At 72.1% G+C, this 14,357-nt stretch carries 27 protein-coding genes; 24 read left to right on the top strand and 3 right to left on the bottom strand.

Features of this window, described 5'->3' with window-relative positions:
* Positions 1–56: 56 nt before the first annotated feature.
* Entirely contained in the window at positions 57–362 is a 306-nt protein-coding gene (locus ACQP17_RS14845; RefSeq protein ID WP_433856730.1) for a hypothetical protein, read from the top strand.
* 8 nt (positions 363–370) lie between these two features.
* Here ACQP17_RS14845 and ACQP17_RS14840 read toward each other — a convergent pair whose 3' ends face one another.
* Positions 371–598, bottom strand: coding sequence for a type II toxin-antitoxin system prevent-host-death family antitoxin (locus ACQP17_RS14840; protein WP_433856729.1), 228 nt, complete (start codon positions 596–598; stop codon positions 371–373).
* Positions 599–748: 150 nt separating this feature from the next.
* Here ACQP17_RS14840 and ACQP17_RS14835 point away from each other — a divergent pair, with 150 nt between their 5' ends.
* The 13 genes from ACQP17_RS14835 to ACQP17_RS14775 all read left to right on the top strand — a co-directional run bounded on the left by ACQP17_RS14835 (position 749) and on the right by ACQP17_RS14775 (position 6,866).
* A complete protein-coding gene (locus ACQP17_RS14835; protein ID WP_433856728.1) occupies positions 749–1,804 on the top strand; it encodes a hypothetical protein in 1,056 nt (351 codons plus the stop codon).
* A complete protein-coding gene (locus ACQP17_RS14830) occupies positions 1,801–2,247 on the top strand; it encodes a hypothetical protein (protein ID WP_433856727.1) in 447 nt (148 codons plus the stop codon). The genes ACQP17_RS14835 and ACQP17_RS14830 overlap by 4 nt, the downstream gene beginning before the upstream one ends.
* Complete coding sequence (locus ACQP17_RS14825) at positions 2,247–2,678, top strand: hypothetical protein (protein WP_433856726.1); 432 nt, start codon at positions 2,247–2,249, stop codon at positions 2,676–2,678. The genes ACQP17_RS14830 and ACQP17_RS14825 overlap by 1 nt, the downstream gene beginning before the upstream one ends.
* Entirely contained in the window at positions 2,675–2,860 is a 186-nt protein-coding gene (locus ACQP17_RS14820) for a hypothetical protein (RefSeq protein ID WP_433856725.1), read from the top strand. The genes ACQP17_RS14825 and ACQP17_RS14820 overlap by 4 nt, the downstream gene beginning before the upstream one ends.
* Positions 2,860–3,093, top strand: a complete 234-nt coding sequence (locus ACQP17_RS14815) for a hypothetical protein (RefSeq protein WP_433856724.1) — start codon at positions 2,860–2,862, stop codon at positions 3,091–3,093. The genes ACQP17_RS14820 and ACQP17_RS14815 overlap by 1 nt, the downstream gene beginning before the upstream one ends.
* Positions 3,090–3,299, top strand: a complete 210-nt coding sequence (locus ACQP17_RS14810) for a hypothetical protein (RefSeq protein ID WP_433856723.1) — start codon at positions 3,090–3,092, stop codon at positions 3,297–3,299. The genes ACQP17_RS14815 and ACQP17_RS14810 overlap by 4 nt, the downstream gene beginning before the upstream one ends.
* 106 nt (positions 3,300–3,405) lie before the next feature.
* Positions 3,406–3,870, top strand: coding sequence for a hypothetical protein (locus ACQP17_RS14805; RefSeq protein WP_433856722.1), 465 nt, complete (start codon positions 3,406–3,408; stop codon positions 3,868–3,870).
* Positions 3,867–4,544, top strand: a complete 678-nt coding sequence (locus tag ACQP17_RS14800; protein ID WP_433856721.1) for a hypothetical protein — start codon at positions 3,867–3,869, stop codon at positions 4,542–4,544. Before ACQP17_RS14805 ends, ACQP17_RS14800 begins: the two co-directional genes overlap by 4 nt.
* Complete coding sequence (locus ACQP17_RS14795) at positions 4,541–4,744, top strand: hypothetical protein (RefSeq protein ID WP_433856720.1); 204 nt, start codon at positions 4,541–4,543, stop codon at positions 4,742–4,744. The genes ACQP17_RS14800 and ACQP17_RS14795 overlap by 4 nt, the downstream gene beginning before the upstream one ends.
* Before the next feature lie 83 nt (positions 4,745–4,827).
* The gene (locus tag ACQP17_RS14790; protein ID WP_433856719.1) at positions 4,828–5,412 is read left to right on the top strand and encodes a hypothetical protein; all 585 of its coding nucleotides are present in this window, start codon (positions 4,828–4,830) and stop codon (positions 5,410–5,412) included.
* Positions 5,409–5,939, top strand: coding sequence for a hypothetical protein (locus ACQP17_RS14785; RefSeq protein WP_433856718.1), 531 nt, complete (start codon positions 5,409–5,411; stop codon positions 5,937–5,939). The genes ACQP17_RS14790 and ACQP17_RS14785 overlap by 4 nt, the downstream gene beginning before the upstream one ends.
* Positions 5,936–6,289 carry a hypothetical protein gene (locus tag ACQP17_RS14780; protein WP_433856717.1) on the top strand — a complete coding sequence of 118 codons (354 nt, stop codon included), beginning with the start codon at positions 5,936–5,938 and terminating at the stop codon, positions 6,287–6,289. Before ACQP17_RS14785 ends, ACQP17_RS14780 begins: the two co-directional genes overlap by 4 nt.
* Positions 6,290–6,377: 88 nt before the next feature.
* Complete coding sequence (locus ACQP17_RS14775; protein WP_433856716.1) at positions 6,378–6,866, top strand: hypothetical protein; 489 nt, start codon at positions 6,378–6,380, stop codon at positions 6,864–6,866.
* A 138-nt stretch (positions 6,867–7,004) separates the two neighbouring features.
* Here the strand turns inward: ACQP17_RS14775 and ACQP17_RS14770 are convergent, their stop codons facing one another.
* The gene (locus tag ACQP17_RS14770; protein ID WP_433856715.1) at positions 7,005–7,739 is read right to left on the bottom strand and encodes a GntR family transcriptional regulator; all 735 of its coding nucleotides are present in this window, start codon (positions 7,737–7,739) and stop codon (positions 7,005–7,007) included.
* A 250-nt stretch (positions 7,740–7,989) separates the two neighbouring features.
* On the opposite strand from ACQP17_RS14770, the gene ACQP17_RS14765 reads away from it, so the two are divergent.
* Positions 7,990–8,124, top strand: coding sequence for a hypothetical protein (locus ACQP17_RS14765; protein ID WP_433856714.1), 135 nt, complete (start codon positions 7,990–7,992; stop codon positions 8,122–8,124).
* 156 nt (positions 8,125–8,280) lie between these two features.
* Here the strand turns inward: ACQP17_RS14765 and ACQP17_RS14760 are convergent, their stop codons facing one another.
* Positions 8,281–8,559: a hypothetical protein gene (locus tag ACQP17_RS14760; RefSeq protein ID WP_433856713.1), complete on the bottom strand. Its 279-nt coding sequence runs from the start codon at positions 8,557–8,559 to the stop codon at positions 8,281–8,283.
* A gap of 218 nt (positions 8,560–8,777) precedes the next feature.
* Here ACQP17_RS14760 and ACQP17_RS14755 point away from each other — a divergent pair, with 218 nt between their 5' ends.
* The 9 genes from ACQP17_RS14755 to ACQP17_RS14715 all read left to right on the top strand — a co-directional run bounded on the left by ACQP17_RS14755 (position 8,778) and on the right by ACQP17_RS14715 (position 14,190).
* On the top strand, positions 8,778–9,122 hold the full coding sequence (locus tag ACQP17_RS14755; RefSeq protein WP_433856712.1) for a hypothetical protein: 345 nt from the start codon (positions 8,778–8,780) through the stop codon (positions 9,120–9,122).
* Positions 9,122–9,286, top strand: coding sequence for a hypothetical protein (locus tag ACQP17_RS14750; protein ID WP_433856711.1), 165 nt, complete (start codon positions 9,122–9,124; stop codon positions 9,284–9,286). Before ACQP17_RS14755 ends, ACQP17_RS14750 begins: the two co-directional genes overlap by 1 nt.
* Entirely contained in the window at positions 9,283–9,423 is a 141-nt protein-coding gene (locus ACQP17_RS14745; protein ID WP_433856710.1) for a hypothetical protein, read from the top strand. Before ACQP17_RS14750 ends, ACQP17_RS14745 begins: the two co-directional genes overlap by 4 nt.
* Before the next feature lie 124 nt (positions 9,424–9,547).
* On the top strand, positions 9,548–10,711 hold the full coding sequence (locus tag ACQP17_RS14740) for a hypothetical protein (RefSeq protein WP_433856709.1): 1,164 nt from the start codon (positions 9,548–9,550) through the stop codon (positions 10,709–10,711).
* Positions 10,708–11,367 carry a nuclease-related domain-containing protein gene (locus ACQP17_RS14735; RefSeq protein WP_433856708.1) on the top strand — a complete coding sequence of 220 codons (660 nt, stop codon included), beginning with the start codon at positions 10,708–10,710 and terminating at the stop codon, positions 11,365–11,367. Before ACQP17_RS14740 ends, ACQP17_RS14735 begins: the two co-directional genes overlap by 4 nt.
* A gap of 3 nt (positions 11,368–11,370) precedes the next feature.
* On the top strand, positions 11,371–12,177 hold the full coding sequence (locus tag ACQP17_RS14730; protein ID WP_433856707.1) for a hypothetical protein: 807 nt from the start codon (positions 11,371–11,373) through the stop codon (positions 12,175–12,177).
* A gap of 32 nt (positions 12,178–12,209) precedes the next feature.
* Positions 12,210–12,617, top strand: coding sequence for a hypothetical protein (locus ACQP17_RS14725; RefSeq protein ID WP_433856706.1), 408 nt, complete (start codon positions 12,210–12,212; stop codon positions 12,615–12,617).
* Entirely contained in the window at positions 12,617–13,930 is a 1,314-nt protein-coding gene (locus ACQP17_RS14720) for a hypothetical protein (protein WP_433856705.1), read from the top strand. The genes ACQP17_RS14725 and ACQP17_RS14720 overlap by 1 nt, the downstream gene beginning before the upstream one ends.
* Before the next feature lie 20 nt (positions 13,931–13,950).
* Positions 13,951–14,190, top strand: a complete 240-nt coding sequence (locus ACQP17_RS14715) for a hypothetical protein (RefSeq protein WP_433856704.1) — start codon at positions 13,951–13,953, stop codon at positions 14,188–14,190.
* Positions 14,191–14,357: the final 167 nt, after the last annotated feature.

Here is a 14,357-nt window from a genome sequence, read left to right as displayed (position 1 = left end):
CCCGCTGTTGCGGGACGGCGTGGCCCCAACTCCCGCCGATACAAGAGGAGAAGCCCATGCAGTGCCCGCGATGCCGCAGACCGGTGCTGTGGACCACCACCGAGGCAGGGAAGCGCCTGGCCGTCGACACCGAACCGGACGTCGACGGGAACACCGCGGTCTACCGGAACGGGACGGGCACATGGGTCTCTCGCCGCCCGACGGACGAACTGCCCGTCATGGCCTGGGAGAAGCTGCACAAGCCGCACGTGGCGACGTGCCCAGGCCCGATACCGAGGCACGGCCGGCCTGCCCCTGTCGTCCTGCCGCCCGGCGTCGTGGACATGTCCGCGTACCGGCGCAAGGCCCGGGGCCGTCCGTGAGTAGCCGGTCAGCCCTCGCCGAGAGCCTGCTTGGCGCGCTCGTAGAACTCGGGTGTGACGAGGCAGATACGCCGGCGTCCGCGCACGGTGAGCGCGGTCACCAGGTCCCGCTCGCGAGCGTCCTCGATCAACGTCGTGAGCTGGGCGCGAGCGTCCGTGAGCGGCAAGTCCTGGACCCCGTCGGGGGCGAGTACGGGCTTTTGAGCAGCGCGCTTCGGTGTCTGAGCAGCGGTCATGGCCAAAGTGTAACCGCTGGCCAATCTGGCGAATATGGTCACTCTTGCCAAAGATTAAAGTTGCACCCATAGTGATCACACGGCCACGCGTGACGCGAGGTCAGTTCTCTCCGTCCCCCCACCGCCTACCACCCGATCTTGAGAGGCGCGATGAGCACAGCCGAGCACAAGCAGGCACCACGCACCGCATGGATCAACGCCATGCGGGCCGAGGTGCTGCGCGTGGGGAAGCGGATTCCCGAGGTGGCTCGCGTCGTTCACGTGGGCGTCTGGATCGCCACGTACGCCGACGCCGACGGCTCCAACGCCTTCCCCGGCCGGGACACCCTCGCCACCCTCGCGGGCTGCTCGCAGGAGAGCGTCACGCGCTCCGTGAAGGTGCTGATGGGCGTGGGCGCACTGGCGCGGAAGCGACGGCCGAATGCCTCGTCGATGTACCAGCTCGCACCGATCGCGCTCCTGCCCGGCGGACTGCCGTGGGAGGAGCACATGCACCACTACACCGACACCCGGCAGCGGAAGGCCCACGCGAAGAAGAAGGCCGAGGATGCCCGGACAGCGTCCATGGACGCTGTCCGCAACGAGGACGAGAACGAGGCGGACAGCGTCCATGGACGCGGTCCGGACAGCGTCCATGGCGGGGGTTCCGAAGCTCCCGACGAAGACCCGGACAGCGTCCATGGACGCCCCCGGAAAGCGTCCATGGACGCGGTCCGGACAGCGTCCATGGCGGGGGTCTACAAAGACTCCTCTACCTCCGGTAGAGACCCACGCAGAGACAAAGAACTGGCTGAGGACTCACCGCAACCACAGCAGCGCGCGGGCGCGCGGAGCGAAGACGACGATTCCCCCAGCCAGCCCGAGACCGCTGCGGCTGCGCCGCAGGCGCCGGAGGCCCGCCGCTGCCCGCGCTGCGAGACCGGCACGATCGTGCGGCCCGACCGCGAGGTCTGCGGCGGCTGCGTCCGTGACGACACCCAGAAGCCCGTGCAGGGCGCGTTCCTGCTCTCGCTGACTGGCGGTGGCCAGGGAACCCCCAGGAAGCCCGTGGAGCGCGTCCAGCGACCCGTTGAGGACCCCACGGCCCCGCTGCGGGTTTGCGGCTGCGGACGTGAGCACCGGCTGCGGGACTCCGGCCGGTGTCCCGACTGCCTCGTGGCAGCCGAGGAAGAGCGGCGTGCCCTGGAAGCGGTGAGCAACGGGTGAACCCCGACTACCTGCCCGCGATCGGACAGGCGTTGCGGAACATCGCCGCGTTCGCCTCCCGGAACGACGTGCACGACGCGACGCTCGCGGAGCTGGAGGACGAGCTTCACCGCGCGCACCAGCTCGTGAAGCAGGCACAGGGCAAGCGCGTCCCGGCGAACCGGTGCACGCGGCACCCCGGCGGCCCCGTCGACGAGGCGGCCGAGAACGGGTGCCTGCTGTGCGGCACCGCGGCCCGCCGGCCCGCCCAGCCGATGCCGGAGGGCGTCGAGCCCGGCGAGGTACTGCGGTTCCTCGAGGAGCACGGCCACGACGAGGCGACCGACCGATACGGCGGCCGGGCTGTGACCCGCGCGCTGGCCATAGCCAGCCGCCACCCCTCGAACCCGCGGCCTGGCCCACCGGCCTTGCCGTACGAACCGGAAGGAGAACCCCTGTCGTGATGCTGCCGCCGAGTCTGGTGTCGAGCTACCCGTACGACGACCGCTGGGAAGGCCACGAGATCAAGCGCGACGAGACACACCGCGTGCTGTGGATCTGGCACGGCTCCAACATCCGCGTGATCTGCGTACCGCACGGCGAAGAAGGCGCGTGGGGCTACGACTACGCGTGGTGCCACCCCCGCGACCCGAAGCAGGTTGAGGACGCGATCGAGGCGTGGGACATGGCCACGCAGGACGAGCCGGACGGCTGGCACAAGCGGCCCACCGCCGTCGTCCGCCAGGCACCGCGGCGCGACGAGCTGCCGGAGCACAACCGGCTGCGCTGCCGCCACGGCAGCTACGTCCACGCCGGATGCCGAACGATCAACTGCCCCGACACCGGCGGCCGGATGGCCCGACTGCTGATCCCCGAAGGAGAGCCCACCCGATGACCACCACGGCCAGCAGCACGCCGAAGCCGCGCGGCGAGTGCCCGAAGTGCTCGCCCCGCACGTTTCCGCTCACCCGCAAGGGCCTGATCCGCTGGCACTACGGCATGACGGCGGCTGGGTTCTCGACCGGCGCCCGCTGCGACGGCGTCGGCGAGAAGCCGTTCGTCCCGGCCGGCGCCTGATGGCCTCCCGGACGCCGCGAGGCGCGTACACCGGGAGCCCCTGCCGGTCGTGCCGCAGGCCGAAGCCGTCCCGCCTGTATCTGTGCGCGGGCTGCTGGTTCCAGATCCCTGCCGCCGCACGCCGCGCGCTCAGCGAACGCGGCGACCGCGCACGGGCCATCGCCCGCCTGCGCCAACTCCACGACCACATCGACGCCGAGCAGCCGCTCGGAGACCTGGAGATCACCGCATGACCACATACGGCGTGCCCGCCCTGACCCGCGGCGAGGTCACCCCGGCCCGCGACAGCGACCCGCGGCCGGCGAACTGCCCGAGCTGCCCGACGTCCGGCCCCGTCGACCACTGGCCCTCGTCCCTGTGCCAGTCCAGCTTCCGCCGCGACGACATCGGCACCGAGCGGCTGTTCCGCGTCCACTGCACCTGTGCCCGCTGCTTCTGACCTGCTGGCCCGGCCCGCCCGGCACAGGGTGGCCGCTCCCGCTCGAACCGGGAGCAGCCACCCCGCCGCCGGATCACCCCGCCCCACACGCAGGAGGCACCTACCGATGCCCGCCCCGGACCCCAACATCATTTGCAACGCTGTCGCGCACGGCGTCGCCGGTAACCACACCACCGGCCTGACGCTGCTCCAGCCGATCGTCGACGAAGGCCCTGCCTCGACGTACGCAGTCCTCGGCTCTCTCGCCGAGACCGCCGTGTTCAGCGTCCGCCGCGACCACGGTCCCGACTGCGCGTTCGGAATCCTGGTCGAGGCTCCCGACGGCAGCGAGGCTTCCACCGACGACCTGCCGCCCGTCGCGCGGTTCGCCGTCAGGTTCATCACCGCGTGGGCCAACCGCGACCAGGAGACCACGCACGCCCTGTTCAAGGTCCTCGCCGAGCACGGAGACCGGCCCGGCTGCCGCGACATCGGCGACGCCGTCAGCGCCATGTACGGCCTCGCCGTCGCCGCCGCCACCGAGATTGCCGCCCAGCAGCGCGCCCGCCCCGACGCCGGCGATCCGGCATGAGCGCCGACCCACAGCACGACCAGGAGGACATCGTCATGACCGACACCGCCCCGCCCACCGAGGCCCCCCAGCCGCCGACCGGCCCCGACGCGGCGACCCGCCTGCACTACACCGACCCGCGCGTCTCCGCCCTCTCCAAGGCCGCCTACGGCGCGAGCGACGACACCGGGCGCCCGTGGGAAGCGCTGGACTGGCACGAGCAGCACGCATGGCGCACCGCGGGCCGCGACTGGCTCCGCGCCGCCGTGGCGATCGGCCTGCTGCCCCTCGTCGTCCCCTCGACCGGGCAGGCCCTCGCCGCCGTACCCCTCGACGTCCAGCCCGGTGACGGTCGGCCCCGTACCGGCAGCCGAGGCCGCGCGCAGGCGTTCCGCGACGCGGCGCTCGCCATCGGCCCCGAAGTGTTCGGCTGGGGCGGCCCCGACCACGCCGACGCGTGGGGCGAGGCGCAGAAGCGGCTCCGCGAGATCGCCGCCGAGGAGGACGCGGACCAGGCGGGCATCCTCGACCACCCCGACGCGATGGCCGCCGCCCTCGTCCGTATCCAGGCGTGGGCCGACCAGCTCGACGACCAGGTGCAGCGCAAGCAGCACGACCGCACTGCCCGGCACCCGATCGCGGTCATGGTGGGCCTCCTCCTCGACCCGAGCGACAACGGCGAGGACCCGCTGTGACCGTCCTCCTGGCCGCCGCCGTCGCGGCCGTCGGGTACGCGGCAGGCAGTGCGCACCTGATCGGCCGTGCCGCCGCGTGGGCGGGCAGCTTCCGCGCCCGCCGTCACGGCCTCCGCCTGGACCGCGCCGAACAGACCCTCAGCACACCCGTTCCTACCTACCGCCCGACGTGGGCACGACGCCGGACCGGGGGTCTGTGAAGGCCCTACCATCCCCCGTCACCCGCGCGGGCGCGGCGGTGCTCGCGCGGATCCACCAGACCCGACCCGAAGGGCACGACCCCATGAACCACGACACCAGCGACGCGATCCGGAATCCGCTCCCGGACGAAGCCACCGAAGAGCAGCCCGGCAGCGAACTGCCGCCGTACACCGGCGAACTGACCATCTGCATCAAGTGCTCCAACACGGAAGCGTTCACCACTTTCCGGCCGGCGTCGGAGCGCGGCATGTGGGAGTACAACGGCCGCACCATGATGCGCGGTCCGCTCCCCGAGCATCTCGAACGGACCTGCCAGCGCTGCGACTTCCAGTGGGACGAGGCCCTGCGGCCCGCCGACGGCGTCCGCCCCCTCGACGTCGCCGAGCTGGCGTACGTGCTCACGCAGTGCGCCCCGTACCCGCTCGGCCGCGAAGCTGCCGAGTACACCGCGGTCCGCCTTCTGGGCGCGGCGCACATCCTGCTGCGCCCCGAACACCCGCTGTGGAACCAGCCACCCGCCCCGCCGGTCCACGAACAGGTCGCCGCGCACACCGACCCGAATCACATGGGTGTCGTTCCGATGGCGCCCGTGCCCGACCCCGAGCCGACGCAACCGGAGACGGCCCCGGTCGGGCTGGGCACACACCCGGTCGGCAGCGAGCAGTGACCCGCCCCGGGCACCGTCCGGACAACCCGGACAACGTCGTTGACGACAATCCGGTCTACGACGACGCCCCCGCCGTGACCGGCGCGGACATCGTCCGGACACGGCCCGAACCTGTCCCGGACAACCCGTCGGACGGCGTCCGGGTCGAGTACCGCGCCACCGTGCCCCGCGGCCTGATCGGCGCCGCCTTCGTGGAAGCGCTCGCCGCGATCGACCAGGCACGCGGCGACCCGTACGGCCCGGCTGCGACCGGCGTCGAGCCGTGCACCGCGAGTTGGGCCGGGTCGGCGGCCGGCCCAGCCTGCTGCTGGCGCGCGGCCAGCCACAACGCGGCAGAGACCGCCGAGCACGGGTTCGTGCTCCACACGGGGATAACGCTCGACGGCGTCCGACACCGCTGGAGCGACAGCGACGACGACGCCCGCCCGCACCGCCCCGGACACCCGCCGGACACGTCCGGACCCGGCGCCCCGACACCCATCACGACCAGCACGGACACCGGCACCCCGGAGGACCCCAGCACATGACCCCGGATACCGCCCGTGCCGCTCTCCTCGTCGCTCAGCGCCTCGTGGCCCGGCACGGCCTCACCGCCCAGCAGGCCCTCGCTGCCGTCGCCCAGGCCGAGCGCGGCGAAAGCGGCGAGCACACCGACCTGGTCCGCACGGAGGCGCACGCCCTCCTCGCCGAGCTCGCCGCCGCCCTCGCCCCGATCCGCGAGGCGTTCCGGCGCATGGCTCCCGCCGTGAAGGCAGCCGGCGCCGCCATGCTCCAGGCGGCCGAACAACTCCGCAGCTCGCCCGCGTCGGCCGGGCGCCGTGACCGGCCCGCCTGGCAGTCGCCGTACGGCCCGCCCGCCCGCCGCCGGTTTCCGTGAGGTGTCCCACCCCGCGAGTGCCCAGCATTGGGCACAACGGTCGTCCCCGGCCCGGAAGTCTGGACCCCGACACCGAAGGAGCCCAACTGTGAACCTCGCACTCGCCCGACGCACCACCGGCCCGGCGTTGCCGGGCGCCCGCACCGGAGCCGCGTATGCCGCCCTGATGGCTGCGCACGAGATCGGCGACTACGTCCTCCAGCGCGACGGCGACGCCGTCGCCAAGGGCCACGACGGGCGTGAAGGCGCCTTCGCCTGCGCACGGCACGTCGCTTCGTACACTGCCGGGCAAGCGCTCGCGCTGCTGGCCGCAGACCGTTACCTGCGCCTCGGCCTGGACTGGCGCCGCGCGGTCGCCGCTCTTGCCCTCTCTGCCGGGACGCACTACGCCATCGACCGCTGCGCCGGACACTGGCCTGAGACCGCCGAGGAGGGCGCCCCGCTCATCGTCCGCGCCGCGCACAAGGCGGGTAAGGGCACCTGGCTCTCCCGCGACCCCGCGGCCGGCCCCCTCCTCGACCAGGCGTTGCACCGCGCCGTGATCGGCGTCGCCGCCGTCGTCGCCGCCGGACGCTGATATCCCCCGCTACCAGCGCGGACATCGTCCGGACAGGACACGTGGACAGTGTCCGGACGCAACTCGGCCCCCTTCCCAGCAGATACCGGGGAGGGGGCCGAACGGTGCATCAGCCGCGACGCTCTGCGCAGCTCGGTGTCACTCCACGTCGTACTCGGCGGAGCACGAGCGGCCGGGACCGATGAAGTCGATGGCGAACTCCGTCGGATCGCCGTCCGCGTCCCAGTAGTGATTGATGATGGCCAGCGCCTCGGAACCTGCGGGCACGCCCAGGTGCTCGGCGACGTCGGCCGGCACCGGCCGCTGCTCGTAGGTGTCGCGTCGGCGTGCGACGCGGCGGCCGGTCGCCTCCTCGACCAGCCCGAACGTCAGCCGTGGCAGCGGGGCGGGTTCGAGGAAGGCCGGTGCGGCGTCCACGACCGCACCGGTCACCCACGTTGCCGACACAGTGACCACGCCCCCGGCGTCGAGGTAGCGACGGCGGCGCCTCCCCACCTCGGTCCCGAGCTCGACACCGAGCCCGTCGGCGACCTCCTGCGAGGCCGGTTCGCGGTTCAGGTCCAGGATCTCGACGCGCTCGCCGTCGCCGACCGTCGGCCGCGCCCCGAGCATCCGACCGAGCCGGTTGGTACCCACGGTGATCGGCTTCGGCTTCCGCACGAACGTGCCGATGCCCGGCTTCGTCTCCGCGTAGCCCTGGGCGCGCAGCACGCCCGGCACCCGCGCAGCCGTGGCCGAGCTGACGCCCTTGTCCCGGACGATGTCCCGCGCGGACGGGATGGCGTCGCCCGGCTCCAGTTCCCCGCTCCTGATCTTGTCGATGATCTCTTCGGCGATCTGCCGGTAAGGCGGCAGTCCTCGCTCGGATGGCATCCAAGCCTCCAAAGTGTTCTGCGTAACCCGGTGTTACTGGGTTGACACCCGACGGTGTCTTAAGACACCTTAGGGGCTGTCCGGTCCGCATGACAGATCGGATTCACGCCCGAGGGGAAACGGCGGCGCCGGAAGGCCACTACCGCCCGGCGTCGCCACCCCCGGCAGCACCAAACCCCCGGCAGGCGGTCGCACGCCTTCGCCGGGGGTTCAGGAATCCCAACCGTCCTAGTCGCAGGAGATGGGAACCGTGGACGCTACCAATATCAAGGCTCTGGCCATCCTGGGCGCCGGTGACATGTCGAAGGACGAGGACCGCGAGGAGTTGTCCGACAGGGTCGGCGACGCCAACCGGCAGAGCAGCGGTGGCGGGAGCGGGAAGTAATCGCCCCGGCGCGGATACCGACGGCCCTCGTCCCGGATCTTCCGGGGCGGGGGCCGCGCTGTGTCCGCACGCAGCGGCTACGCTCGCTGGTCAGCGGCCGGGCGGCTGTCCACGGCGCCCGGCCGCGTCTCGATAAACGGCCGGTGAACGAGCAGGTCAACCGCCGTCATCGGCCTTCTTCTCCAGGTCCGTCCTGGCGCCCGGGGTCAACTTCCTGTCCCGGAAGTACGCCTCGACGGCCGGCCACAGCCACAACCGCAGCCGCCCCCGCGTGTAGACCGGATCCGGGAACGCGTCAGTCCCCGCGAGCTGCCGGATGCGGGCCGTCGTCAACTTCCGCAGCCCGGCCGCCTCCAGGCGGTCGGGCATCTCGGGAATCGACACGAGCACCGGCTGCTCCTGCGCATGCGGCACCCCTTCGGGGGAGTCGGACATACCGTCATCCTCTCACAACCTACTTGCGCTAACTGCGAAAGTAGGTGGTAGCCTTCCGAAACATCAACACAAAGCCCCGGCCGCGCGGTCGCACGCAAGGCCGGGGCTGCTGAAAGCGGCGGCCCGGTAGTCGCATACCGGGCCGCCTTCAACCCTGGCGCCGTGGTCGCACACGGTGCCGGGAACGCCGCACACCTGCCACTACAGGAGTCGACGCAGTGCATCACTCTACTGATCTGAAACCGGCTGATGGCAGTACCGCCGACAGCCCCACCTTCGCCGAGAAGGCCGCCCGCGTCCTGAACCAGGTCGCCGCCCACTTCACGGCCATCCGCCCCACCGAGCTCCTGGAGCCCGACGCGCTCCTGGTCAGCATCGGCGCCGAGTCGTACAACGTGTGCGGCCGGAGTCTGGGCAGCGATTCCGCTCACGTCTCCCGCACCGCACTGTCCGCCGCCCCCGAGCGGCCCGACGGCATCACCCGAGGCGAGTACGCGCTGCACCTGCGCCGCGCGATCGGCGTCGAGTTCGCCGAGCCCGCCCTGACAGGCGGTGTCCGCTGATGAGCGGCAACCCCAGTGGCGAGACCGCCGCCGCCCTGATCGCCCAGGCCGGGCAGGTCTACGTGCCCCCGGCCGTGCGCGAGTCCGCCGCAGCCGACGCCGACCGCAACGCCCGCGCGGGCGGCTCCGAGTCGGCCGGCGCCGAGGGAGGCCAGAACCCGTGAGCCGCCTCCCCAGCGGATTCCCGATCCGCGACCCCGACCGCGCCGACGAGCGGCAGGTCACCGACTACGACCCGAACCGAGGCGGCTGGTACCCGCCCGAGACTCCCGCCCCGGAGCCCTCCGACCCGCCGAAGTAGCGGCCGGAGAGCACGGCGCAGGGGACCGGCTGCCCCACGCGGCGGCCCGCACGACCGGCCGGACCCGCCACCCCCGAGGCGGGTCCGGCCTTCCCCCGTATCGCCACCCCCGAAAGGCAGCCCGATGCCCGAGACCCCCGACGCGCCGGCGTACCAGGAGCCCGGCGTGAAGTACCGCCGGGTGAAGAAGTTCCGGCAGGTCGTCACCGTCATCGACGGGCGCGAGTCCACCCACGAGGAGGCGTACTACGTCGAAGAGCCCGTGCCGCCGAAGGACTGGGAGACCGCCGTCCTGCGCGGGATCATCGGCCTCGCCACCTTCCTCACGGTCGCCGCGTTCATCGGCACCTCCGCCAGCGTCGGCGGTCTCCTCTCGGAGCTGCTGCACCCCTTCGTCGCCTACCTGATCGGCCTCGTCTTCACCGCGAGCTGGCTCGGCTGCCTCGGCCTTGAGTGGCTGGACGGCCGGATCGACCCCGACCGCGCCCGCCCCGCCCGCACCGCCGGATGGGTCGCCCTCGCCATCGGCATGGGGTCGGTCTTCGTCTACGGCTACAGCAACGACCTGCCGTGGGTTGGCGCCGTCGGCGCCTGCATCGACCTGCTGAGCAAGGGCTTCTGGGCGCTGCTGCTGCGCCGAACCCAGGTGCACCTGAACAAGGGCGTCGCGAACTGGGTCGTCGAGCAGGAGCAGGAGGCAGCCGGCCGTGCCCTGGTCGGCGAGCGGCTGCGCAGGCTCTACCGCGGCGAGGCGTACCGGCGTGCGGTCGGCGGCCGGGAGTACCAGACCGCGCAGTCCCTCATGACTGCCCCGACCGCCGCCCTGACCGCCCCGGCGCAGCCCGGACAGCGTCCGGACGCGTCCGGGACGGTGTCCGGACAGGCCCCGGCTGAGCCCGCTCCGGAGCCTGCTCTACCCGTCCCGACCACCCCGGCCCCGGCCGCGTCCGGACAGCCGTCCGGGACTGTGCCCGCGCAGGCCAGCACCCCGCCCGTACCGCCCGTGCCTCCCGTGCCCGGACAGGGCACGGACACCGGCACGTCCGGCGGCGACCAGGACAACGGTGGCAACGGCGTCGTGCGGCCCATCAACGAGTCGATCGCGTCGACCATCCGCACCGCCCTCCAGGCCGACCCGAAGATCAGCGACCCGGACCTCACCGAGGAAGTCATCGCGGTCCACGGCCGCCCCGGCACCGAGCTGGAGCTGTTCAAGCTCAGCGAGACCGTGCGCCGCACCCGCAGCCGGATCGAGAACCCCAAGCCGAAGAAGAAGAGGGTGTCGTGAGCATCGGCACGATCCTGCTGGCCGCCGCCGTACTCGCCTGGCTCGTCTGGGGTCGCCGCCCCAGCCGCGCCGGGCGGTCGGCGGCGGCCCGCGCCCGCCAGCTCCGCACGCCGCTCGTGCGGCTCGCCGAGCTGGCCGGCGTCCAGACCGTGCGCGGCCGTCAGGCCGCCCAGTTCGCCGCCGGTGCCGTAGGCGAGCGACGCACCGGCCGCCTGCTGGTCGTCCTGCGCCTCCTCGGCTGGACCGTCCTGCATGACCTCGCGCTGCCCACCGGCCGCGCGAACGTCGATCACCTTGTGGTGTCGCCCCGGGGTGTGCCCGTCGTCGTCGACTCCAAGCGGTGGGACGCCCGGTACCGCGTACGCGCCGTCGGCGGCCGGCTCCTCCACGGTGACCTCGACGTCACCGACCGGCTGCGCGGCCTGCGCCACGAGGCCGAGACCGTCAGCCGCGTGCTGGGCGTGCCGGTGATCTCTCTCGTCGTCATGCACGGCGCCCCCGTCGACGGCGGCGCGCTCATCTTCGACGGCATCCGCGTCGTGCCCGCGCAGAGCGCCGTGCCCGTGCTGCGCGGCATCGCCCGGCGCTACCGCGGCCACGGCCGCGACCTCGGCCGCCGAGCCGCCCGCGCCCTCAAGCCGTACGGAAGGAACTGACCGATGGACCTCCGGCCCCGCTCGATCCTCGGCCACCTCAGCACCCTCGCCGACCGCATCGACCCCGACCACGCCCCCGAGGACGACGACGCCGGCACCTCGGGCACCGTCCCGGACACGGCGGACACCGACCCGACCAGCACGGGCACCGGTCCGGGCGCCTCGCGGCTACCGGACTGGTGGATGCTCAACAAGCCGCACCTCGGCGAGGACGGCGCCACCAAGGACGGTGGGGGAGAGGCCACCCCTGGGCAGCCGTGCGAGCACCCCAACCCGCACGCGGTCCACGCCCGCCCCACCGGCGAACTCGTCGCCTACTGGTGCGCCGAATGCGAGACGCAGCTCGAAGTCCCTGAGCCGCAAGACGGCGACGACGAGGAGGCGGAAGACGGCGACACGGTGCCGTCGAGGATCCGCAAGCAGTGGCGCGGCAAGGGCTCCGGCTCCCGGATCTACCGACGCCCCGCCTACCTCGACAACCGGCCGGCCCCGAAGCAGTCCCTCATCCAGTGGTACGTCGGCATGGACACCCCGACGCGCTGGCTCCTCTACAACGGGGCCGCGCTCGGCATCGGCTTCTACTTCGGCATCCCGCAGTTCTTCACGTCCGAGACCGCGTACCTGGTGCACACCTACGGCTCGTGGACCGACTGGCACGTCTTCCTCTGGTACGGCGTCGCCGTCGCCATCTGGTCGCTCGACCACCGCACCCGGAGCTGGTTCCCGCTGTTCGCGCTCGCCGGACGTATCCCGCTGATCTCCATGGTCGTCGGCTCCCTCCTGTACGGCTCCACCGGCCTCGTGCTGTAGCCCACCCCGCCACCACACCCCAAGGAACCCGCATGAACAGCCTGCTCGGCACGCTCGGCCCCTTCGGTCTCGCCTTCGTCCTCACCGTCGTTCTGATCGTCGGCACGGCCGGCGGCGGCAAGATCAAGTCCCTGAGCTGGGGATGGGCGCTGATCCTGTCCGTTCTCGCCGGAGCGTCCTACGCCGCGTCCGGCTGGCCCTTCTCCCTGGTGAAGGGCGTCGTCAAAGACGTGCTGGGGCTTGCCGAGGGCGTGTTCCCCGGCCTGACGCTCCCCGCGATCGGCCTGTCCATGATCGCGATCATCATGTGGAAGAAGCTCAGCCTGCGCGGCGTCGTCATGATGGGCATCCCGTTCTTCTACATCGCGTCCAGCGCCGACGGCGGTCTCGGCATCCTCGCCGACAAGATCGCCCTGGCCGCTCAGCAGATTGCGGCCTGATGAGCAGCGCCGCGCACCTGTACCCGGTCCCCGACCCCGAGCCCGACGACGAGGCGGCGGGGGAGTGGGGCATGCCCGTGCCCGTAGCCGTGCCGGTGGCGCCGCTGCCCACCGAGCCCGAGCCGGACCTCGTCGACGTCGACGACGAGGACCAGGGCGACGTCGACGAGGGCCAGGAGGACGAGGAGCCCACGCCACGGCTGCGGTCCTTCACCCTCCCCGAACTGCGGCCGTACTACGACGTACGGCCGCTCAAGGAGCTGGGACCGCTCGCCGTGGCCGCTGGCCGCGTCGGCGGCCCCCCGCTGCTGCGCGGCCTCGCCAGGGCCGGGCACGGCGCAATCGTCGGCGTGCTGTGCCTGCTGCGCGGCGGGCGGCTGCTCCTGGTCCTCGTCTACGCGTGGCTGACCGGCAGCATCGGCAAGGGCGGCGGCATCCCCGCGCGCCTCGGTATCGCGGCCGGCCTCGGCTACGTCCTGGCCACCGCACCCGCCCAGCACCCGGCTGCTCCGTACGGCATGGCCGCCGCTTTCCTGCTGCTCCTCGTCGCCGCCGGAACCGGCCGAATTCCCGAGCCAGGCGCCAAGAAGAAGAAGGGCAAGAAGGCGGGGGAGAAGGCGGGGGATAAGGACCCGAAGAATGAGAAGGCAGGGGAGAAGCCCAAGGAAGGCGACGCCCCCGAAGAGGCCCCCGCAAATGGGGAGAAGGTCGAGAAGGAGAAGCCGAAGGACGCCCCCCGTGGCGGGCTCCTCGGCCGCCTCCAGCGGCTCGGGAAGGGTCGCGAGGAGATCCCCGCGGTCGACCTCGCGAAGGCCCCGGCCAGCTCCCCCGACGAGCCCGCCGGCGACGCCCCCGAGGAGTCCCCCGAGACCGCCGAAAAGCCCCCCGCCGGACCCTCCCAGGAGGACGTGATCCGCGCTCTCCACCGGCTCGTTGGAGAGGGCCGGGGAGTGCTCCTCACCACCCTCCGTCAGCACCTCTCCCTGCCCGACACACGGGCCGTCCGGAGGGTGCTCGGGGAGGGCCGCATCACCATCCGGACGGGGGTGCGAGCAGAGGCCGGGAATGGGCCGGGCGTGCACCGCGATGACTTCCCGCCGCTGCCCCCTCGCCAGGACCCTCCCCAGGGGTCCGGTGTTGTTGCAGGTGAGGGCGCCAACGCCAACGCCAACAACGCTGCCAACACCCCCGAAGAGGGGATGGGTGCACCAGGCAACGACTGGACGCCGGAGGAGATCGCGAAGGGCTACCGGTACGTGCAGGACGCCGGGAGAGGCCCGTCCGCGTGGAAAATCGAGCATCATAGGGGGTGATCTGAATGGAGGGGGTCGCGATGTACCGCTACCGGTGCACCCAGTGCCGCACCACGTCGCCGCCTGCGCTCACCCGTAGCGCGCTCGCGCAGGAGCGCCAGAGCCACCGCGTCCTCAAGCACGGCGGTCACATCCCTGACGGGGAACAGATCGTCAAGCCCGAGCGGTTCAGCTTCTTCGACCTGCCGCGCGAACAGAAGATCGCCGGAACGCTGATGATCGCCGCGCTCGTCGTCGCCTTCCTGTTCCGCACGCTGTAGCCGCAGGCCGCACCCCGACCGTGCGACACCGAGGCCCGCCACCGAATACCGGTGGCGGGCCTCGTCTATTTACCGGCGAATTCGACCAATCAATTCGGGAATTCACGGATATTAGAAAGTGAATTCGGAAAGAATGGAATGGAAGTTAATTCCACCCGAACGGAATG

This window comes from Streptomyces kronopolitis (genome assembly GCF_050953795.1).
Classification (GTDB): domain Bacteria; phylum Actinomycetota; class Actinomycetes; order Streptomycetales; family Streptomycetaceae; genus Streptomyces; species Streptomyces kronopolitis_A.
Note: the sequence above shows the minus strand (reverse complement) of the source record. Positions and strands in the feature narration are given on the sequence as shown.